The organism is Stenotrophomonas sp. FW305-C-20-S1 (assembly GCF_058783335.1).
The window spans coordinates 58,172-77,077 of sequence record NZ_JBYTEK010000008.1 but is presented as its reverse complement, the minus strand read 5'-3'; the positions used below and the strand labels follow the sequence as shown (position 1 = coordinate 77,077).

The 18,906-nt window shown below is 67.7% G+C and carries 17 protein-coding genes; 3 read left to right on the top strand and 14 right to left on the bottom strand.

Annotated features, from left to right (window positions below):
• Window positions 1–53: 53 nt before the first annotated feature.
• The 9 genes from ntrC to glnA form a co-directional block, all read right to left on the bottom strand.
• Complete coding sequence (gene ntrC / locus AC3WTC_RS06335) at window positions 54–1,502, bottom strand: nitrogen regulation protein NR(I) (RefSeq protein WP_492711082.1); 1,449 nt, start codon at window positions 1,500–1,502, stop codon at window positions 54–56.
• Entirely contained in the window at window positions 1,495–2,556 is a 1,062-nt protein-coding gene (locus AC3WTC_RS06330) for a two-component system sensor histidine kinase NtrB (protein WP_033832857.1), read from the bottom strand. The genes ntrC and AC3WTC_RS06330 overlap by 8 nt, the downstream gene beginning before the upstream one ends.
• A 163-nt stretch (window positions 2,557–2,719) precedes the next feature.
• Window positions 2,720–4,765, bottom strand: a complete 2,046-nt coding sequence (locus tag AC3WTC_RS06325; RefSeq protein WP_492711079.1) for a TonB-dependent receptor — start codon at window positions 4,763–4,765, stop codon at window positions 2,720–2,722.
• A gap of 83 nt (window positions 4,766–4,848) precedes the next feature.
• Window positions 4,849–5,151 (bottom strand): hypothetical protein, encoded by a 303-nt coding sequence (locus AC3WTC_RS06320; protein WP_033832709.1) that lies wholly within the window; start codon window positions 5,149–5,151, stop codon window positions 4,849–4,851.
• A gap of 109 nt (window positions 5,152–5,260) precedes the next feature.
• Window positions 5,261–6,415, bottom strand: a complete 1,155-nt coding sequence (gene mltA / locus AC3WTC_RS06315) for a murein transglycosylase A (protein ID WP_492711077.1) — start codon at window positions 6,413–6,415, stop codon at window positions 5,261–5,263.
• 116 nt (window positions 6,416–6,531) lie between these two features.
• The gene (locus AC3WTC_RS06310; RefSeq protein WP_140227947.1) at window positions 6,532–7,278 is read right to left on the bottom strand and encodes an N-acetylmuramoyl-L-alanine amidase; all 747 of its coding nucleotides are present in this window, start codon (window positions 7,276–7,278) and stop codon (window positions 6,532–6,534) included.
• 288 nt (window positions 7,279–7,566) lie between these two features.
• Complete coding sequence (locus tag AC3WTC_RS06305) at window positions 7,567–8,997, bottom strand: ammonium transporter (protein WP_033832704.1); 1,431 nt, start codon at window positions 8,995–8,997, stop codon at window positions 7,567–7,569.
• Between the two features lie 22 nt (window positions 8,998–9,019).
• Complete coding sequence (locus AC3WTC_RS06300; protein ID WP_004134334.1) at window positions 9,020–9,358, bottom strand: P-II family nitrogen regulator; 339 nt, start codon at window positions 9,356–9,358, stop codon at window positions 9,020–9,022.
• 347 nt (window positions 9,359–9,705) lie between these two features.
• Window positions 9,706–11,115, bottom strand: coding sequence for a type I glutamate--ammonia ligase (gene glnA, locus AC3WTC_RS06295; protein WP_010487206.1), 1,410 nt, complete (start codon window positions 11,113–11,115; stop codon window positions 9,706–9,708).
• Between the two features lie 219 nt (window positions 11,116–11,334).
• Here glnA and AC3WTC_RS06290 point away from each other — a divergent pair, with 219 nt between their 5' ends.
• The 3 genes from AC3WTC_RS06290 (at window position 11,335) to AC3WTC_RS06280 (ending at window position 13,638) form a co-directional block, all read left to right on the top strand.
• Window positions 11,335–12,129 (top strand): undecaprenyl-diphosphate phosphatase, encoded by a 795-nt coding sequence (locus tag AC3WTC_RS06290; protein ID WP_033832703.1) that lies wholly within the window; start codon window positions 11,335–11,337, stop codon window positions 12,127–12,129.
• Between the two features lie 73 nt (window positions 12,130–12,202).
• Entirely contained in the window at window positions 12,203–13,030 is an 828-nt protein-coding gene (locus AC3WTC_RS06285; protein ID WP_492711065.1) for an META domain-containing protein, read from the top strand.
• 140 nt (window positions 13,031–13,170) lie between these two features.
• Window positions 13,171–13,638, top strand: a complete 468-nt coding sequence (locus AC3WTC_RS06280; protein ID WP_033832702.1) for an META domain-containing protein — start codon at window positions 13,171–13,173, stop codon at window positions 13,636–13,638.
• 111 nt (window positions 13,639–13,749) lie between these two features.
• Here the strand turns inward: AC3WTC_RS06280 and AC3WTC_RS06275 are convergent, their stop codons facing one another.
• The 5 genes from AC3WTC_RS06275 to AC3WTC_RS06255 form a co-directional block, all read right to left on the bottom strand.
• Entirely contained in the window at window positions 13,750–14,361 is a 612-nt protein-coding gene (locus AC3WTC_RS06275) for a YbhB/YbcL family Raf kinase inhibitor-like protein (protein ID WP_492711062.1), read from the bottom strand.
• A 10-nt stretch (window positions 14,362–14,371) separates the two neighbouring features.
• Complete coding sequence (locus AC3WTC_RS06270) at window positions 14,372–16,450, bottom strand: tetratricopeptide repeat protein (RefSeq protein WP_492711060.1); 2,079 nt, start codon at window positions 16,448–16,450, stop codon at window positions 14,372–14,374.
• 62 nt (window positions 16,451–16,512) lie between these two features.
• Complete coding sequence (locus AC3WTC_RS06265) at window positions 16,513–17,547, bottom strand: YheT family hydrolase (RefSeq protein ID WP_025875982.1); 1,035 nt, start codon at window positions 17,545–17,547, stop codon at window positions 16,513–16,515.
• Window positions 17,548–17,554: 7 nt separating this feature from the next.
• Window positions 17,555–18,346 (bottom strand): lysophospholipid acyltransferase family protein, encoded by a 792-nt coding sequence (locus tag AC3WTC_RS06260; RefSeq protein WP_492711058.1) that lies wholly within the window; start codon window positions 18,344–18,346, stop codon window positions 17,555–17,557.
• Between the two features lie 119 nt (window positions 18,347–18,465).
• Window positions 18,466–18,900, bottom strand: a complete 435-nt coding sequence (locus tag AC3WTC_RS06255) for a hotdog fold thioesterase (RefSeq protein WP_025875986.1) — start codon at window positions 18,898–18,900, stop codon at window positions 18,466–18,468.
• Window positions 18,901–18,906 lie beyond the last annotated feature (6 nt).

Sequence of the window (18,906 nt, the reverse complement as noted above, 5' to 3'; positions counted from 1 at the left end):
ATGGAGGATCAACAGTTCGGCAAGCGGGTGCGAGGATCGCGTGCAGGCACCGTTCAATGGCCGCCGCGGCGGCGACCGGCGCCCAGCTTGCGGGTAAGCGTATTGCGGCCGAGGCCCAGGCGCGCGGCGGCTTCGGCACGACGACCGTGGGTGATCTGCAGGGCGGCCTCCAACAGGGCGTGGTCGACCCGTTCGCGCACCTGCGCGTGCAGGCCCTCGGTGCCCTCGGCCAGCTGCCGGCGTGCCCATTCGGACAGCAGCGCTTCCCATTGGCCCGGGTCACCGGCGGCCGTGCTGCTGCGCCGGCTGCGGGCACGGTTGAGCGCGGTATCGACATCGGCCACGCCAATGGTGTCGGCGGCGGCCAGTGCGGCCATGCGCCAGCACACGTTTTCCAGTTCGCGGACGTTGCCCGGCCAGTCGTGCTCGCGCAGCGCCTGCAGGGCGGCGGCGGTCAGCCGCTTGGGCGGCGTATCGAGCCTGCGCGCGGCAGCCGCCAGGAACGTGGTGGCCAGTTGCGCGATGTCCTCGCGGCGCTCGCGCAGCGGCGGCAGCTGCAGGCGCACCACGTCCAGGCGGTGCAGCAGGTCGGCTCGGAATTTTCCCTGCGCGACCAGCCCTTCCAGATCCTGGTGGGTGGCGGCGACCACGCGCACGTCGACGCGGATCAGTTCGCGTCCGCCCACGCGGAAGAATTCGCCCTGGGCGAGCACGCGCAGCAGGCGCGTCTGCAACGGCAACGGCATGTCACCGATTTCATCGAGGAACAGGGTGCCGCCGTTGGCCTGCTCGAAGCGGCCGATGTGGCGCCGCTGCGCGCCGGTGAACGCACCCGCTTCATGACCAAACAGCTCGCTTTCCAGCAGCTCGGCGGGAATGGCGGCGGTGTTCAGCGCGACGAACGGATGCTGCGCACGCGGTGATTCGCGGTGCAGCGCGTTGGCCACCAGCTCCTTGCCGGTACCGGTTTCGCCGATGATCAACACCGCCAATGGCGCCTGCGCGAGGCGGCCGATGGCGCGGAACAGCGCGCGCATCGGTGGCGTATCGCCCACCAGTTGCGGCGGCTGGTCGCTGGCGGCTTCTGCGGCGGGAGTCGGCGCGGCCATGGCCGGCGCCACCGCAGGCAGCACGCGCTGGGCCAGTGCCACCGCGTCGTCCAGATCGAACGGCTTGGACAGGAACTCGTGCGCACCGCCGCGGAACGCACCGGCTGTACTGGCGACGTCGGTGTAGGCCGACATCACCACCACCGGCAGCTGCGGCAGCGCGGCCTTCAGCTTGTCCAGCAGCACCAGGCCATCGTCGCCGGGCATGCGCACGTCGGTGAACAGCAGCGCAGGCGGCGGGCTATCAGCCAGCGCCTGCAGTGCGGGGGCGGCGCTGTCGAAGTCGACCACCCGGTAGCCGGCCTCACGCAGCGCGGTGCACAACACGAAGCGCACGGCGCGGTCATCGTCGACCACCCAGATGCACGGCGGGGACGCGGAAGACTCAGACATCGCGCGGGGCCTCCTCGGCGGCGGCGGTGCCGTTGCCGATCGGCAGCAGCAGGGTGAATACGGTATGGCCCGGGCGCGACCGGTAGGTCAGCGTGCCGCGATGCTCGCGCGCGACCTGCTGGGCCAGCGCCAGGCCCAGGCCGGTGCCTTCGGCGCGACCGCTGACCAGGGGCAGGAACAGATGTTCGGCCAGTTCTTCGGGCACGCCACGGCCGTCGTCGGCGATTTCCAGCCGCAACGCCAGGGTGTGCAGCTGCTCGGCGATGCGCACTCCGTGTTCAACGCGGGTGCGCAGGGTGATGTTGCCGGCACCGGCCTGGATGGCATTGCGCACCAGGTTCCATACCGCCTGGGTGAGGCGATCGGCGTCGCCATCGAATTCGGGGATGCTGGGGTCATAGTCGCGCTGCAGGCGCACCGCCCAGCCGGCCTCGTTCTCGGCCAGGCGCAGCACCCGCTCCAACGCGGCGTGGATGTTCAGCGCCGCATGTGGCGCGGCGGGTGCCGGTGACAGCAGCTGCTCGAGCAGGCCATTGAGCCGCTCGATCTCCGAGCCGATCAGGTCGATCAGTTCGCGTTCGCTGGCATCGCGCTGCGCCGCGCGGCGGGCCAGCAGCTGTGCGGCGCCCTTCAACCCGGCCAGCGGATTGCGCAGTTCGTGCGCCAGGCCCTTCAGCGCTGCGCTGAGCGCGCTGGGCAGGGCCTGGGTCGGGTCGAGCCCGGGGAACTCATCGACCGGATGCGCCTCCAGCAGCCAGCCGCCATCGTCGCGGCGGCTCATCCAGCCTTCGGCAAAACGCGCGGCTTCGCCCGGCAGCGCCAACGCCAGCCGGTTCAGGCGCAGGCTGTCGCGCTCGTCGCGGGCCAGGAAATGGGCCAGCGCCTCACCCTGCACTTCCAGCGCGGCCAAGGGTTGACCGAGCAGGCGCCGGCCGCTGACGCCCAGCCAGCGCGCGAAGGCCGGGTTGCAGCCGGCGATGCGGCCATCGGGCCCGGCCCAGGCCAGCGGCGTGCCGAGGGCATCGAGGGACGGCGGGGGCGCGGGGTCGGACATTGCACCAATGTAGTGCAAAACGTGGGTGTGGGGTCAGAGCCCTTTCCTCGCGGAAAGGGATCTGACCCCTTGCGCTGCGGGGTCCGGGGTCGGATCCCTTTCCGTCAGGAAAGGGCTCTGACCCCTGCAGGTCGAGCAAGCTCGACCACTACCGGCTTTGCGGTTACAGCTTCATGTTGAGGCCGACGAAGACCGCGCGGCCCGGGGCGGGCGAGAACATCGGCCGGGCGCTGTCCCAGAAGAAGCTGTCGTACCACGCGTAGGCATACTCGCGGCCGGTCACGTTCTTCAGCTGCAGGTCCACGCTCCAGGCCGGGGTGATCTGATACTTCGCGCTGAGGTCGAGCACGGCGAAGCCGCCGAACTTGCCAGTGGCGTTGCGCTCTTCCAGGTAGTAATCGCCCTGCGCGCGCGCCTGCAGGCCCAGTTGCAGGGCATCGCTGGCCTGGTAGTCCAGGCCGAGGTTGCTGATGTGGCGAGGGGTGGCGGCCACTTCGCGTCCCTGCAGGGTCACGCCAGCGGCGCGGTCGTCGCGGGTGATCTTCGCCTCCTGGTAGGCATGCGAGGCCCACAGCGTCCACGCGTCACCCAGCTGCGCGCTGATCTGCGCATCCACGCCTCGGCGGCGGGTCTTGCCCAGCGTGACCGTGGTGCCGGTGGCCGGCATGTTGGACACTTCGTTTTCCGCGTCCTGCTGCCATACCACCAGCCGGGCCTGGCTGCCGACGAAGGGCTGGAATTTCAGGCCCAGCTCCATGCCGGTGTTGGTGGAGGGCTGCATCGGTGCCTGCCCCGGGGTGAGGTAGGCCGGCGCGGTGGAACCAGTCAGCACCTGGAAGGTACGGCCCCAGTTGGCGTAGACGTGGGTGTGCTCACCCAGGCTGTGGATGACACTCAGCTTGGGCTGGCCGATGCTGCCGTAGTCCTGCAGGCGGCCGTTGGCGCCGTTCATCAGCCGGGTGTGGCCGCTGAAACGGTCCACGCGGTAGGCCGGCACGATCTTCCACGCTTCGACCGGCTGGTAGATGGCCTGCACGTAGGCGCCCCAGTTGTCGAAGCTGTGGCGGTCGTTGTTCTGCACGCGTGCCGGTGCCTGGCTGAAATCGGTGGGCTCGGCGTAGGCGTAGCGCTCGCGACGGTAGCCGTTGTCCTGCTGCTCGTAGTTCAGCCCGCCTTCCACGGTAAGCATGGGGCTGGCCTGCCAGGTGAGCGTGCCGAGCAGGCCTGCCTGGCGCTCGTCCCAGACACGACGCTGGCGCGGCAGGTTACCGCTGGGCAGGTCACTGAAGGTCACACGCCGATCGTCTTCATAGCGGTTGTAGTACAGCCGCGTGCCGAAGGTCACCGCGTCGGACAGCTTCATGTCCAGGTGCGCGGCGAACTGGCGCATGTCGCGGTCATCGCCGTCATTGGCGTTGCGCAGGTCGCTGCGGCGGCGGCCCGCATGCAGCTCTTCCGCCGTCATGAAACCGGGTTCGTCGGCCTGATGATGGTAGGCGCGCGCGGTCAGGCCGATGCGCAGCCCCTCCTCCAGCGAGCCGAAGAACCACTTGCCGCCCAACGCGTATTTCTTCGAGCTGTCGTGGTCGCGGTAGCCGTCGCTGGCCTGGGTACCGACGAAGTAGTTCTGCGCGAAGCCGTCGGCTTCGCGGCCCACCGCCAGCTGCACATCGCGGGTGTTGTAGCTGCCATAGGCCAGTCGCCCGTCGGTGTAGGTGCCACCCTGGCGCGTGCCGAAGTTCACGTTGCCGCCGATGTTGTGCAGGCCGTAGCGCGGATCGTTGGTACCGCGCACCACTTCGATGTAGCTGATTTCCAGCGGGAACAGCATGTCGATGAAGCGCTGGTTGCCGCTGTTGACGTTGCTGGGGATGCCGTCGATCAGCGTCTTGATCGCATTGAGGTAGCCCTCGCCGTTGAAGGCGCGGAAGCTGACCTTGCCCGACTCGGCGCCCTGCCGGGTTTCGGTCAGCTGGATGCCGGGCATCTGCCCGAGCAGTTCCCAGCTGTGCGACACGTTGCGGTTTTCGATCTGGTCCGCGCCCAGCACGTCCACCGAGGTCAGCACCTGGTGTGCGCTCAGCTGCCCCTCGCTGTGCTGGTGCACATCGACCTTGCCCAGGGTGAGCGCGGCGTCGGCGGACTGGGCGAATGCTTCAGGGGCGAACGGGGCGGCCGCGAGCGCGGCCACCAGCGTGGGAGTCTTCATCAGGGGGCGGGCGGGAGGCTGGAAATGAAACTTTATAACATTTCGATTCCGCCAGCCATCCGATGACTGCAGCTCCCCCGACCTTAGACGGGATAGCCGGTGGCTTCCCGGGCCTTCTTCCAGGCAATTTCAAACTCGCGCGCGCTGATCTCGTCGTCTTCGTCGAAGTCCATGAACGACACCGGCTGGTCGGCCAGCACGAAGCGGTCATCGCTCTGGCCGGTTTCATCGGCCCACACGACCTTTGCCCCGTAGATTTCCACCTGGCGCACGATCTTCTCGCCACGGGCTTCCATCAGCACGTTGCCCTTGCCCAGGCCCGATTCGGCCCAGTGCTTGTAGTACTTCTTCGTGTTGGATTTTGCGTTGTTCTTTGCGTATTTCATTGCATGGGTCCTGGCCGCATGCGCGACCGGAAAGTTCGGAATGGCGCCATTATCAGGCATATGGGGGTCAGATCCCTTTCCTGTGGAGGGGGATCTGCCCCCTGCTGACCTACTGCGGCAACGCCACACCCTTCGGCCACAGCAGCCACAGGTTGCCCTGCTGCTTCATGTCGCCGGCCAGCTTGCCGGCGGCATCGCCACTGCCCCAGTACAGGTCGGCGCGTACCTCACCGGCAATGGCGCCACCGGTGTCCTGCGCGGCCACCGGGCGCACCACCGGCGTGCCGTCCGGGCGCGTGGTGGACAGCCACAGCAGGCTGCCCAGCGGCACCACGGTGCGATCCACCGCCACGCTGTAGCCGGCGGTCAGCGGCACGTTCAACGAACCACGCGGACCTTCCGGGCTGTCCGCGCTGCGCACGAAGAACACGTAGCTGGGATTGCTGCGCAGCAGTTCCGGTACGCGCGTCGGATGTGCCTTCGCCCACGCGCGGATCGCGTCCATGGTGACGTCTTCCTTCTTCAGCTCGCCCTGCTCCACCAGCCAGCGGCCGATCGCGCGATAGGGGTGGCCGTTCTGTTCGGCATAGGCCAGCCGCACCTGCTTGCCATCGGCCAGGCGCACCCGCCCCGAACCCTGGATCTGCAGCAGCTGCAGGTCCATCGGATCGGTCAGCCAGGCCAGCACCGGCGCCTTGGCCCCCCTGCTGGCGATGCTGCCGGCATCGTCGTAGGGCTTGAGCACCTTGCCCTCCACGCGACCGCGCAGGCGCTTGCCCTTCAGTTCGGGATAGACGCTGTCCAGCTGCACCACCACCAGATCATCGGGGGTGCCGTACACCGGCACGGTGGCGGTGTCGGTACGGGTGAGGCTGCCCGGATAGATGGGTTCGTAGTAGCCGGTGATCAGGCCGTCGGCGCGATGGCCGCCGGCGCGCAGGGAATAGACATCGAGATCGCGCTGCAGGAATGCGCGGACCGCGCTGGCGTCCTTGTCGGACACGGTGCTGGCGGTCGCGCAGGGCTTGGCCCAGGTCGCATCGTTCTTCAGGCGGGTGCAGCTGCTGCGCCAAGCGGCGAAGCCGGCCTGCAGGTCGGCATCGGTCACGGCCGGGAGAGCCTTCCAGTCGACCTTGGCGTAGGTGGCGGCAGCGGGCTTGGCAGCGGCCGGCGCTTCAGGCCGGGTGCCCGTGGTGGCGCAGCCGGCAAGCAGGGCAACGGCCAAGAAAGTGAGGAGCGCGCGCGGCGACGTAACAGTGATCATCGTCGCAATGTAGTGGGGCCGATGGTGGCGCGGCAACCTTGGGTAGCGCCGGGCCATGCCCGGCGAGAAGCGGATCCCGCGCGGTGCGCTCGCCGGGCATGGCCCGGCGCTACCGGCTACGGGGTCTGCAGCAACAGCGAATGCAGGATGCGCGCGTCTTCGGCGTCGAGTGTTTTCGGCAGGGTGTCGCTGCCACGGAAACGGCGGTGGAACGCCCGTACCGCTGCTTCGCGGTTGTCGAGCGGATAACCGAAGCGCGCCAGCGCGGCCCATGCATCGAAGCCTTCCGGCGCAGCACCATCGGCAGCGCGCGGCCACACGCCGAAACCGGCTTCGGCCAACTGTTGCCACGGGAAGAAGCGGCTGGGATCTTCCTTGCGCGTCGGTGCCAGGTCGGCGTGACCGATCACCTGTCGCGGTGGGATGTTCAGCCGGTCAGTGAGGTCGCGCAGCAGCACGATCAGCGATTCGATCTGCGCAGGGCTGAAGGGCGTACGACCGTCATTGTCCAGCTCGATGCCGATGGACGCGGAGTTCAGATCGGTGATGGTGCCCCAGCGCCCGGAACCGGCGTGCCAGGCGCGGCGCTCATCGGCCACCAGCTGGTAGCGATGGCCATCGGCGCCGATCAGGTAATGCGCACTGACCCGCCCGCCGCTGTTGGCGGTACGCAGCGTGTGCAGGCTCTGCTGCACCGATTTCTGCTCGGTGTGGTGGATGACGATGATGACCGGCGTGCGCGCGTTCTGGTTCGGCGACGGCACCCAGGTGGCAAGCGGGTTGCGGGTTTCCTGCGGCGTGGAGGCACAGGCGGCCAGCAGCAGGCAGGCCGAGAGCATCAGGGAAGTGCGGATCGGGTGCATGCCCCGATTGTGCGCGATAAGCCCGGACGATGCAGTAGAGCGACGCCATGCGTGGCTGGGCCACCGACCGTGCCGACCAACGGTCGGCACCCACCAGAGCAGGAGTAGTCCAGCACAGGAGCAGTGCCAAGCAAGCTTGGCAACTACCAGAGCAGATGCAGTGCCGACCAACGGTCGGCACCCACCAGAGCAGGAGCAATCCAGCGCAGGAGCAGTGCCAAGCAAGCTTGGCACCTACCAGAGCAGGTGCAGTGCCGACCAACGGTCGGCACCCACCATGTAGATGCATCAGGCCTCGTAGGCCGATTCACCATGCGAGGTCACATCCAGGCCGGTACGCTCGGCCTCCTCGGTGACCCGCAGGCCGACCACCACCTTGACCAGCAGCAGGATGGCTGCGGTCACCACGGCCGACCACAGCACGGTGAGGCCGACGCTGACCACCTGCACCCACACCTGGTGGCCGATATCCAGATCGGCCTTGGTGCCGCCCAGCGACTGCGCGCTGAACACACCGGTGAGGATCGCACCGACGATGCCGCCCACGCCATGCACACCGAACACGTCGGCGGTGTCGTCCACCTTCAGCAGACGCTTGAGGCCGGTCACGCCCCACACGCAGACCACGCCGGCAACCAGGCCGATGACGATCGCACCGAGCGGGCCGACGGTACCGCACGCCGGGGTAATGCCGACCAGGCCTGCCACCGCACCCGAGGCCGCGCCCAGTGCCGACGGCTTGCCCTTGCTGATCGCTTCAACCAGCGTCCAGCCCAGCACCGCTGCAGCAGTCGCCAGCACAGTGTTGAGGAAGGCCAGCGAGGCGACGGTGTCGGCGGCGGCGGCAGAACCGGCATTGAAGCCGAACCAGCCGACCCACAGCAGCATCGCGCCGATATAGGTGAACGGCACGTTGTGCGGCTTCAACGCGGTCTGCCCGTAGCCCAGGCGCTTGCCGACGAACCATGCAGCCACCAGACCGGCCACGCCGGCGTTGATGTGCACCACGGTGCCACCGGCGAAATCGATCGCGCCCAGTTCGCCCAGGTAGCCGCCGCCCCAGACGATGTGCGCCATCGGGATGTAGCTGAGGGTGAACCACAGCGCCGAGAACAGCAGCACCGCGCGGAACTTGATGCGCTCGGCGAAGGCACCGACGATCAGCGCGGTGGTGATGCCGGCAAAGGTCGACTGGAAGGCGACGAACAGGTAGTCCGGCAGTCCCTTGATCGGCGTGTTGCCCACCGACTCCGGGGTGAAGCCCTTGAGGAAGGCGAATTCGGTGAACGAGCCGAAGAACGGATTGCCGGCGCTGAACACTGCGCTGTAGCCATAGGCCACCCACAACAGCAGCACCAGCGAGAACACCACCAGGATCTGGCTGAGCACCGACAGCACGTTCTTCGAACGCACCAGGCCGCCGTAGAACAGGGCCAGGCCCGGTACCACCATCAGCAGCACCAGCAGGGTGGAGGTGAGCATCCAGGCGACGTCGCCATGGTCATAGGCGGGCGCGGCCACCGCTTCGGCAGCCGCAGGCGCAGCGGCGGTCGGGTCCTGCAAGGGCTCGACGGCCACGGCCTCGCTCTGCAGCGGCGTGACCTGGGCCTGGGCATGTGCACTGCCTGGCCAGACACCGGCGGCCAGCGCACTGAACAGCATCAGCAGGCACACCAGATGGAACCGGGCTTGCCACCCGGTAAGAAGGCGCATCTTCATGGGGGAGTCTCCGGAAGGGGGCTTACAGCGCGTCGGCGCCGATTTCGCCGGTGCGGATGCGGATGACCTGCTCGACAGCGGTCACGAAGATCTTGCCGTCGCCGATCTTGCCGGTGCCTGCAGACGACTGGATCGCTTCGATCACCGCATCGGCACGTTCGTCGGTGACCACGGTTTCGATCTTGATCTTGGGCAGGAAGTCGACAACGTACTCGGCACCGCGATACAGCTCGGTGTGGCCCTTCTGGCGGCCGAAGCCTTTCACTTCGGTCACGGTGATGCCCGACACGCCGGCATCGGACAGGGCCTCGCGGACCTCGTCGAGCTTGAACGGTCGGATGATGGCGGAGATCAGTTTCATGCGCATGTCCCGATGGTGGATGGGGCCAGCGCGCGAACGCGCGATGGCATCAGGCAACCACGGGCCATCGTGGTGATGGCCGTGGCTGTTGCACCGGACACGAATCGGGCCGGGACAGCCGTGCCTCTCTCCTTGCACGGCCGACGCGGGAGGGAGGGCGGCCCATGTCGCGTGTCCGGTCTCTCTCTTGCCCCTGGATCTGCGGGCCAAGGGCCCGCGTTTCCAATGCAGCGGACCAACGGTCCGCTCTACCACGGCGGGCCGGAGCCCGCCCTGCGGCTCCCCAGCCGCAAAGACGGATGCGATGGCGGCGGGTGGGAGGGGGTACCCACCGCCATCGCAGCCGGTCAGCTGGCGTAGTACAGCTGGTATTCCAGCGGGTGGGTCGCCGCGCGGAACTTGGTCACTTCCTGCATCTTCAGCGCGATGTAACCGTCGATGAAGTCATCGCTCATCACGCCACCGGCCTTGAGGAACTCGCGGTCCTTGTCCAGCGCTTCCAGCGCCTGGTCCAGCGAGGAGCAGACCTGCGGGATCAGCTTCTCTTCTTCCGGCGGCAGGTCGTACAGATCCTTGTCGCTCGGTGCGCCCGGGTCGATCTGGTTCTTGATGCCGTCCAGGCCGGCCATCATCAGCGCGGTGAAGGTCAGGTAGCCCGACTGGATCGGATCGGGGAAGCGCATTTCAATGCGGCGCGCCTTCGGGTTGGACACCCACGGAATGCGGCACGAGGCCGAACGGTTGCGCGCCGAGTAGGCCAGCATCACCGGGGCTTCGAAGCCCGGCACCAGGCGCTTGTAGCTGTTGGTGCCCGAGTTGGCGAAGGCGTTGATGGCCTTGGCATGCTTGAAGATGCCGCCGATGTACCACAGCGCCAGCTGGCTCAGGCCGCCGTAGCCGTCACCGGAGAACAGGTTGGTGCCGCCCTTGGACAGCGACTGGTGCACGTGCATGCCGCTGCCGTTGTCGCCGACGATCGGCTTGGGCATGAAGGTGACGGTCTTGCCGTTGCGGTGGGCGACGTTCTTGATGACGTACTTCATCCGCAGCAGTTCGTCGGCCTTCTGCACCAGGGTGCTGAACTTGGTGCCGATCTCGCACTGGCCGGCGGTGGCCACTTCGTGGTGCTGCACTTCCACTTCGATGCCGACCTGTTCCAGGGTCTTGCACATCTCCGCACGCAGGTCGTGCAGGGTGTCGGTCGGCGGAACGGGGAAGTAACCGCCCTTCACGCCCGGACGGTAGCCGCTGTTGGCGCCGTCGTACTTGGCGCCGCTGTTCCAGGCCGCTTCTTCCGAGTCGACCTTGAAGAAGGTGTTGCCCATTTCATTGGCGAAACGGACCGAATCGAAGATGAAGAATTCCGGCTCCGGGCCGAAGAACGCGGTTTCGGCGATGCCGGAGGACTTCAGGTAGGCCTCGGCGCGCTTGGCGATGCCGCGCGGGCAGCGGCCGTACGGCTGCATGGTGGCCGGGTCGAGGATGTCGCAGCTGATCACGATGGTCGGATCGGCATAGAACGGGTCGACGTAGGCGCTGGCGGTATCGGGCAGCAGCACCATGTCCGATTCGTTGATGCCCTTCCAGCCGGCGATCGAGCTGCCATCGAACATCTTGCCTTCTTCGAACAGCGACGGCTCGATGATGCTGACCGGGAAGGTGACGTGCTGCTCGACGCCACGCATGTCGACGAAACGCAGATCAACGAACTCGATCTGGTTGTCCTTGATCAGCTTCTCAACGTTTTCCACGGACATCGGTACGACCTCGGATGGGAATGAATGCCTGCTGAGGTACAGCAACGACCGTGCCAACTTTTCGGCCTTCACAAGTTGTTGATTTCAAAGCGCCTGCCCCAGCGCGGTGCAGACGCACTTGCACCAAACGGGTGCGCGGATTGCCGCACGCACCCGTTTGGTGCGGCATGGATCGTCTATTCTCTCGGGCTTCTTCCGCCGCCAGCGCCCGCACCGTCCATGTCCGACCTGCTCTCCGCCCTGCTGCTGGGCATCCTCGAAGGCTTGACCGAATTCCTGCCGATCTCCAGCACCGGCCACCTGCTGATCGCCCAGCACTGGCTGGGCGCGCGATCGGACTTCTTCAACATCATCATCCAGGCCGGTGCGATCCTGGCCGTGGTGCTGGTGTTCCGCCAGCGCCTGCTGCAGCTGGCCACCGGCTTCGGCCAGCGCGAGAACCGCGAGTACGTGTTCAAGCTCGGCGCGGCCTTCCTGGTAACCGCAGTAGTCGGCCTGGTGGTGCGCAAGGCCGGCTGGTCGCTGCCGGAAACCGTCAGCCCGGTGGCCTGGGCGTTGATCATCGGCGGCATCTGGATGCTGCTGGTGGAGGCCTATACCGCGCGCCTGCCCGATCGCGACCAGGTGACCTGGACGGTGGCCATCGGTGTTGGCCTGGCGCAGGTGCTGGCCGGCGTGTTCCCCGGTACCTCGCGCTCGGCCTCGGCGATCTTCCTGGCCATGCTGCTGGGCCTGAGCCGCCGCGCGGCCGCTGCCGAGTTCGTGTTCCTGGTCGGCATTCCCACCATGTTCGCCGCCAGCGCCTACACCTTCCTGGAACTGGCCAAGGAAGGGAACCTGGGCAGCGAGAACTGGACCGACGTTGGCGTGGCCTTCCTTGCCGCAGCCATCACCGGCTTCGTCGTAGTGAAGTGGTTGATGGGCTACATCAAGTCGCATCGCTTCACGGCGTTCGCGATTTACCGCATCGCCCTGGGCGCTGCATTGCTGCTGTGGTTGCCGTCCGGCAGCTGAACAGCGCCGGGGCACGGGAACCCCGTTGCCGGCCCCGGTCCGTTTCCCCCTCGGTTCCCCAAGGAGAATCACCATGAACCGCAAGCTCACCCTGCTCCTCCCGCTGGCCCTGCTGGCCGCCTGCAGCCAGACCCCTGCCCCGGCCGGTACCGGCGGTGACGATCTGGCCCCGGCCGCGGCCAAGGCCGGCGACCAGAAGGCGCTGGCACACCTGGATGCGCAGCGCCTGCAGAGCCAGCACTGGCTGCTGCAGCAGGCCACCGCGGCCGATGGCAAGCGCATCGATGCGCTGTTTGCCCGCGAAGACAAGCCGGTCACCCTGGACTTCGTTGATGGCCGCCTGTCGGTCAGCAACACCTGCAACCGCATGGGCGGCGGTTACACCCTGGCCGATGGCAAGCTGAGCGTGAGCGCGATGGCCTCGACCATGATGGCCTGCACCGACAAGGCGCTGATGGCGCTGGACGAAGCCGTCTCCAGCCGTCTGCAGGGCGAACTGAAGGCCGAACAGGATGCCAACGGCGTGCTGACCCTGACCACCGCCAAGGGCGACGTGCTGGTGTTCAACCCGGAACCGACCGCTGAAACGCGCTATGGCGGCGCCGGCGAAACCGTGTTCCTGGAAGTGGCTGCGAAGACCGAGAAGTGCTCGCACCCGCTGATCCCGGATTACCAGTGCCTGCAGGTGCGCGAAGTGAAGTTCGACGACAAGGGCCGGAAGCAGGGCGAGCCGGGCAAGTTCGAGAACTTCTACGGCAACATCGAGGGTTACACCCACGAAGACGGCGTGCGCAACGTGGTGCGTGTGAAGCGCTACGAAGTGAAGAACCCGCCGGCCGATGCGCCGTCGCAGGCGTACGTGCTGGACATGGTGGTCGAGTCGGCCATCGAGAAGAAGTAATGCAGAAGGGCGGCCGCGAGGTCGCCCTTCTTCGTTGTGGGTAGGGCCGGCCGCTGGCCGGCGGCTGCACACAGCTCAGGCGACCTGCGGAACATGCCGGCCAGCGGCCGGTATTACCCACATGCATCAGGGAGATCGGCATGAAACGGACGTACATGCTCACACTGGCCTGGCTGGCCATCGGCATTGGCATTGGCAGCAGTGCACGCGCCGCCAGCACACCCACCACCGACCAGCTTGAAGCCCATCCGTGGCAGCTCACGCGCGCCACCGACGCGCAGGGCAAGCGTATCGACGCGTTGTTCGTCAGGGGCCGGGCGCCGTACACGCTGCGCTTCCAGCCCGGCTACATGAGCGAGTTGAACCTGTGCAACTACGCAAGCAGCCAGTATCACCTGCAGGGCGACCGGTTGATCCTGGAGAACGGCGTCGTTACCACAGCCGGCTGCATACCTGCCGAGGTTGTCGAGCAGCAACGGCGTGCCAGCGTGCTGGTCAATGGCCGACCGGCCCCGACCCTCGCACTGGACGACAACGGCAGCCTGATCCTGCGCAACACGCATGGCGACACGGCGATATTCAAACCCGCGCCGCTGCCGGCGAAATGAAGAAGGGCGGCCACTGGCCGCCCTTCTTCGCTGGTGGGTAGAGCCGGCCGCTGGCCGGCTGCCACGTACAGCGGATGCCGGCCAGCGGCCGGCACTACCCGAAGGCTGTTATCAGGCCAACGCCGGGTTCAACGTGTAGGTGCCGTGCAGCGCCGCTTCGGCCAGTACGTGGCCGTGCATTGCACGGTACGCATCGGCGGCGGTGAAGCGTTCCGGCAACGACAGCGTGGTCACATCCAGCGCGAACACACGGAAGAAGTAGCGGTGCACGCGCTCGTCGTTGAACGGCGGGTACGGGCCGTCGTAGCCGAGGTAATCACCGGCCATGTCCGGATTGCCGGCGAACCAGCCGGTGAAATCATTCAGGCCCTGGCGGCTGCCGGCCGGGCCGGCCGGCGCGGTCTTGCCCTTCACCACGAAACCATCGCTGCAGCTGCCAGCGGCGATCTCCTGCACCGAGGCCGGAATGTCGGCCATCACCCAGTGCACGAAATCGCAGCGCGGCTGATCGCGCGGCACGCTCATGTCATCGCGGCCGACCGTCTCCGGTACCGTTGGCACGTCCGGGTCCACGCACACCAGCAGGAACGAGCGGGTGCCATAGGGCACGCCGCTCCAGGCCAGGTGCGGGTTGCGGTCGGGGGCGAAGCCGGCGGCATCGCCGGCGGCGAACTCACGGTCGATCGGCGCACCGTTGACCAGGCTGTGACTGCTCAGTTGCATCAGATGCTCCTCACTCTTCCGGGTAACCCAAGCGCACCGCGACCGGGGTGAGCTGGGCGAACGCGGCGCCCATCACGTCGCGATACCTGCGCCAGTGGCCGGCAGGCAGGCGCGGTGCACCCAGCTGTGCAGCCGGCGGCATCGGACGCCCGAACACGCGGCCCAGCAGGTCGGCCATCGCATGCGCATCGTTGCCGATGTCGTCGATGCGCAGCAGCACGTGCGGATACAGGTCTTCCTCGTGCAGCGCGGCGATCTGGGTCAGCGAACGCACCAGCCACTGGCTGGCTTCGGCCATCGAGGTCATCGCCAGCGGAGCGGCGGCACCATAGGCGATCCAGTCCAGCAGCATGTCGCGCGGGTCGCGCAGCACCAGCAGCAGGCGACCCTGCGGCAGCTGCGGGCGCAATGCCCACAACAGCGCGTTGTCCCACCACAGCAGCCAGTCGATCACGGTGTCACTTTCCAGGCCGCGGGCGGGCAGGTGCTCGCGCCAACGCTCGACCAGGCGTTCCGGGCTCAGCACGCCCGACGCCAGGTCCTGCAGCGTGTTGTAGTTCTGGAAGGCATCGTCCGGTGGCGTGGCGGTGTAACGATCACTGCGCAGCACCGGGCTGGCAGCGGCCAGGCCGGTTGCCACCCGCTCCACGCCCGAACCCGGGGCGCCCCACAGGAAGATCGGCGCCGAGCCGCTGTCGCGCGTCGCTTCGTCGATGCTGGCCATCTCCGGCCAGCTCGGCGGTGCCTTGGCCTGCGGCGGCAACGGCAGCCGCTGCGAAGCCTGGTCGGTCTGCAGCGCCATCCACGTACGCAGCGCTTCTTCCGGCTGCCCGGCGCGATCCTGGATCTCGCCCAGCCAGGTCCGCAGATCAGCGCGGTGTCCCTCCGGTGCCTGTGCGATCAGGGCGTGCACGCGCTCCACGGCGGCGGCCGGGTCACGCTGCAGCAGCCCCTCGACGCGACGGCTTTCACCGCTGACGCGGCCCGGTTCCAGGGTGGTGATGCGCTCGGCGATGGCTTCGCCCTGCTCATGCTCGCCGGCCATGTCATGCAGGCGCATGCGCGCTTCCAGCGCCGGCAGGTGGCCGGGCATCGCTGCCATCCAGCGCTCCACGACGGCTACGGCGCCGGCACTGCCGACGTCTTCCACGGCCAGTCGTGCCAGCCACAGGTCATGCAGCTGGTCATTGCTTTCCAGAGCGTCATCCAGGCGTGTGCGGGCTTCATCTTCGCGGCCCAGGCGCTGCCAGGACATCAGCAGCAGCTGCAGCACCTGGCGATCACCCTGCAGCGATTGCAGCAGCGGCAGCAGGTGCTCCAGCGCCTGCAGCGGCTGGCCACTGCGCAGTGCCAGTTCGCCGGCCAGGCGGCGCATCGGCGGCACGTCCAGCTCCGGCTCCTGCAGCGCCTGCTGCATTGCCTCGGCGGCGGCCTCCACGTTGCCCTGGCGCAAGGCCAGCTGCACCACCATGCCGTGCAGCGAGGACATCTTCGGGTTCAACGCCAGCACGCGACGGAACGCCTGCTCGGCAAACGCCAGCATGTCCTTGCCCAGATAGGCAAAGCCCAGCGCGTACAGCACGCGGGTATCGTCCGGCAGCGCCTGGCTGGCCGCCGACAACAGGGCCAGCGCACGGTCGGCGTCGCCGCGGCGCAGCGCGACCATGCCATCGATGGTCAGCAGTTCCGGATGGTCCGGCTCCAGCCGCGAGGCCAGGGTCGACAGCCGCTGGGCCTCGTCGAAATCATTGCGGCCCACCGCCAGGTGCGCCTGCATCAGGTAAGCCGGGAAGGCGTTGGGGTCCAGCCCGGTGGTGCGCAGCAGGGCTTCATCGGCACCGTCGAATTGGCGCAGTGCCAGCAGCAGGCCGGCGTGCTGCAGGTGCAGCTGCGCATCATCGGGGGCCAGCTGCAGCGCCTGCTGCAGCGCCTCCATCGCGGCCTCGGCCTGGCCCTGCTGCTGCAGCGCAAGCGCCAGCCAGCGGTGGGCCTCGGCCTTGCCGGGTTCGTCACGGGTCCACGCCTGGGCCAGCTGCACGGCCTGGCCGGCATCGTTCTGGCGCAACGCTTGGAGGATCTGGTCTTGCATGGCCGTCCGGTTCAAGGTCAAACCGGCATTGTAGCGGGCCGCGCGCCGGTGCCGGTGCCGGTTCAGCCCGGCAGGACCCGCCGCAGGCGCTGTGCGACCCAGCGCTCGGAGAACCCATCGCCGCGCCAGTTTTCCAGGAAGCCACAGTGGCCGCCCCAGCAGGCGGTTTCCAGCCGCGCCTGCTGCGGCAGCTGCCAATCGCGGAAGGTCGCGTAGGGGATCACCGGATCGTCCTGCGCCATCAGGATGTCAGCAGGTACCTGCAGCGTGGACAGGCGGTCGCCGGCGATGGAGTAGCCATCGAAATAGGCCTGCAACGAACCGAACGTGGTGTGCCGCTCGACCAGCCAGGCGGTCAGCGAACGGATGTCCATGTTCAGCACACGGTCGTCGCAGTCGCTCAGTTCGGGGAACAGATCGCGCTTGCGCCGCAGCGAGCCGGCCCACTTGCGGCGGAAGTACCAGTCGTACATCGCCGGGCCGTTCTCGATGTTCTCCATGGTCAGCCCGGGGTCGAGCACCGGGCAGACCGCGGCCACGTGCTGCAGCGGTACACCGGCGGCCGGTGCGCGCAGGGCCAGCCGCAGCACGAAGTTGCCACCCAGCGAATAGCCGGCTGCAACCAGCGGCAGATCGGGCCAGCGCTGGGCGACATCGCCTGCGGCGTGCACCACTTCGTCGATGAGGTTGGAGTGGAAGATGCCGGGATTGAGGTGATGGGTGTTGCCGTGGTCGCGGAAATTCAGCCGCACCACGTCGAACCCCTGCTCCAGCATGCGGGCAGCGGCCATGCGCATGTAGCTGGATTCGGCGCTGCCTTCCCAGCCGTGCAGCAGCAGGGCGATGCCGCGCGGTTCGCGTCCTTCGACATGGCTGTGCCAGCCCTGCAGCCGCACACCTTCGCCACCATCGAGGATCAGCTCCTCGCTGACCGCGCCGGTGGCGGCCAGCAGCAGCAGGCCGCGCTGCAGGCGCATGCGGCTGGAGCTGAGCATCGACTGCAGGTGCGGATTGCGCAGCCAGCGCGGCGGCTGATAGTCGGACGCGGTGAGCATCGGCGCATCAGCGTCGAGGGTCGGTGGCGGAGACACGGCCACCCTCGCCTCAATCCCCGCTCATGGCCGCCACGATGCGCGCGCGCGAGGTTTCCGCGATGCGCCGACGGCCTTCCAGGTCCTGGGTGCCGATCGGCTCCAGGAAATGCACTTCGGTATGCCGCGCCGGCTCACCGAGCAGGCGCAGGAAATTGGCGAAGAAACTCTCGCCCGGGCCGAAGGCCACGATGGTCTGTGCATCCCCGCGCACGCCGTAGATCAGCGCCACCGGCTGCACCGGCACGCTGGTTTCGACGGCGGCCTGGAAGATGCGCGCATGGAACGGGCCAACGTCGTGGCCGCCGCGGGTACGCCCTTCCGGGAACACGCCTACCGCCTTGCCGGCGCGCAGGCGGTCGGCCATCACCTGCATCACCCCACCGAGCGATTCGGTGTTGCCACGCTGGTGGAAAATGGTCTGGCCGCGCGCGGCAAGCCAACCGACCACCGGCCAGCTGGCGATCTCGCGCTTGGCGACAAAGCCCATCATGCGCTGGCTGTGCAGGATGGAGATATCGACCCAGCTGACATGGTTGGCGACGAACAGCACTGCGCCCGGCAGCGGCTGGCCGACGCGCGACAGGCGGAAGCCGAAGATCCACATCAGGCCGCCCTGCCACCAATTCACTACCTTGGCGCCGAAGGTAGCATCGCCCACGCGCAGCTCGCCCCATGGCGGAAGCATGCCGATCAGGATCAGCGGCAGGAACACGGAGATGTGGACCAACAGCAGCGGTACGCGGTACAGGTAACGGCACACACGCGCCACGCCGCCGCGGGGGGCCGGAGTGGGGGAAGTCATCCACGCACGATACCGGAGGGCTGCCATCGCTGCCAGCCGAATTCGGCCATAAGTCTCATTGACGGCGGCCATCGGTGGGGAACGCTGGGTTCCGCCGCCGTCACCGATGCCGCGACGGCTCAACCGTGCCCGGCCGCCACCACGGCTAGGGTCAGCCGCGAGATGCAGACCAGCCGGCCCTGCTCGTCCTCGATGCGGATTTCCCACAGCTGGGTGCTGCGGCCCACGTGCACCGCGCGCGCGGTGCCGGTGACCGTACCCGAACGCACGGCGCGTACGTGGTTGGCGTTGATCTCCAGGCCCACGCAGACCTGCTTGGCGGTATCCACGCAGAGGTTGCCGGCGCTGCTGCCGAGGGTTTCGGCCAGCACCACCGAGGCGCCACCGTGCAGGATGCCGTACGGCTGGCGGGTGCGCTCATCCACCGGCATGGTCGCCTGCAGCCAGTCCTCGCCAGCGGCGCTGAAGACGATGCCGAGGGTATCGATGGCGGTATTGCGGCTGAGTGCGTTGAGCTGCTCGATGGAAACGGCTTCGCGGAATACCTGGGTCATGCGGCT

Excerpts from the sequence above, each read along its gene's own strand:
- AC3WTC_RS06330 (WP_033832857.1), bottom strand. The coding sequence starts at position 2,556 with ATGTCCGACCCCGCGCCCCCGCCGTCCCTCGATGCCCTCGGCACGCCG.
- AC3WTC_RS06300 (WP_004134334.1), bottom strand. The coding sequence starts at position 9,358 with ATGAAACTGATCTCCGCCATCATCCGACCGTTCAAGCTCGACGAGGTC.
- AC3WTC_RS06270 (WP_492711060.1), bottom strand. The coding sequence starts at position 16,450 with ATGCAAGACCAGATCCTCCAAGCGTTGCGCCAGAACGATGCCGGCCAG.
- AC3WTC_RS06310 (WP_140227947.1), bottom strand. The coding sequence starts at position 7,278 with ATGCACCCGATCCGCACTTCCCTGATGCTCTCGGCCTGCCTGCTGCTG.
- glnA (WP_010487206.1), bottom strand. The coding sequence starts at position 11,115 with ATGTCCGTGGAAAACGTTGAGAAGCTGATCAAGGACAACCAGATCGAG.
- AC3WTC_RS06320 (WP_033832709.1), bottom strand. The coding sequence starts at position 5,151 with ATGAAATACGCAAAGAACAACGCAAAATCCAACACGAAGAAGTACTAC.
- AC3WTC_RS06255 (WP_025875986.1), bottom strand. The coding sequence starts at position 18,900 with ATGACCCAGGTATTCCGCGAAGCCGTTTCCATCGAGCAGCTCAACGCA.
- ntrC (WP_492711082.1), bottom strand. The coding sequence starts at position 1,502 with ATGTCTGAGTCTTCCGCGTCCCCGCCGTGCATCTGGGTGGTCGACGAT.
- AC3WTC_RS06325 (WP_492711079.1), bottom strand. The coding sequence starts at position 4,765 with ATGAAGACTCCCACGCTGGTGGCCGCGCTCGCGGCCGCCCCGTTCGCC.
- AC3WTC_RS06275 (WP_492711062.1), bottom strand. The coding sequence starts at position 14,361 with ATGCAACTGAGCAGTCACAGCCTGGTCAACGGTGCGCCGATCGACCGT.
- AC3WTC_RS06305 (WP_033832704.1), bottom strand. The coding sequence starts at position 8,997 with ATGAAGATGCGCCTTCTTACCGGGTGGCAAGCCCGGTTCCATCTGGTG.
- AC3WTC_RS06260 (WP_492711058.1), bottom strand. The coding sequence starts at position 18,346 with ATGACTTCCCCCACTCCGGCCCCCCGCGGCGGCGTGGCGCGTGTGTGC.
- mltA (WP_492711077.1), bottom strand. The coding sequence starts at position 6,415 with ATGATCACTGTTACGTCGCCGCGCGCGCTCCTCACTTTCTTGGCCGTT.
- AC3WTC_RS06280 (WP_033832702.1), top strand. The coding sequence starts at position 13,171 with ATGAAACGGACGTACATGCTCACACTGGCCTGGCTGGCCATCGGCATT.
- AC3WTC_RS06290 (WP_033832703.1), top strand. The coding sequence starts at position 11,335 with ATGTCCGACCTGCTCTCCGCCCTGCTGCTGGGCATCCTCGAAGGCTTG.
- AC3WTC_RS06285 (WP_492711065.1), top strand. The coding sequence starts at position 12,203 with ATGAACCGCAAGCTCACCCTGCTCCTCCCGCTGGCCCTGCTGGCCGCC.